This is a genomic window from Salinicola salarius, from assembly GCF_003206135.1.
GTDB lineage: Bacteria > Pseudomonadota > Gammaproteobacteria > Pseudomonadales > Halomonadaceae > Salinicola > Salinicola salarius.
The window spans coordinates 1-571 of sequence record NZ_PZJT01000034.1; the positions used below are offsets into that span (position 1 = coordinate 1).

Consider the following 571-nt stretch of genomic DNA (forward strand, 5'->3'; position numbering starts at 1 on the left):
CCTGGAGCACGCGGCTGTTCTCGATCGATCGCGATCGCTTCACGGCTTCCGGCGGCACTGCGCCGCTGGACATGATGCTCAACATGATCGGGCGCGACCATGGCCGGGAGCTGTCGGCGGCCATCTCCGAGATGTTCATCTACGAGCGGGTTCGTGGCGAGGAGGATCAGCAGCGGGTGCCGCTCAAGCATGTGCTGGGCACCACGCAGCCGAAGCTTCTCGAGATCGTGGCATTGATGGAAGCCAATATCGAGGAGCCGATCGAGCTCGACGAACTGGCAAGCTATGTCGATGTCTCCCGGCGCCAGCTGGAACGGCTGTTCCAGCGCCACCTGCACTGTTCGCCTTCGCGCTATTATCTCAAGCTGCGGCTGACGCGAGCCCGGCAGCTGCTCAAGCAGACGCCACTGCCGATCATCGAGATCGCCTCCGCCTGCGGCTTCGTCTCCACGCCGCATTTCTCGAAGTGTTATCGCGAATACTTCGGGACGCCGCCACGGGAAGATCGAGGCGAGACGCTGAAGATTCGTCGCCTCGAACCTGCCGTGATGCCGCTGATGGATAACGACCC

At 62.5% G+C, this 571-nt stretch carries 1 protein-coding gene; it reads left to right on the forward strand.

From position 1 onward, the window contains the following. Nucleotides 1-571 (forward strand): GlxA family transcriptional regulator (locus DOM32_RS17595; protein WP_157957121.1); only part of this gene is annotated, 571 nt, incomplete at both ends.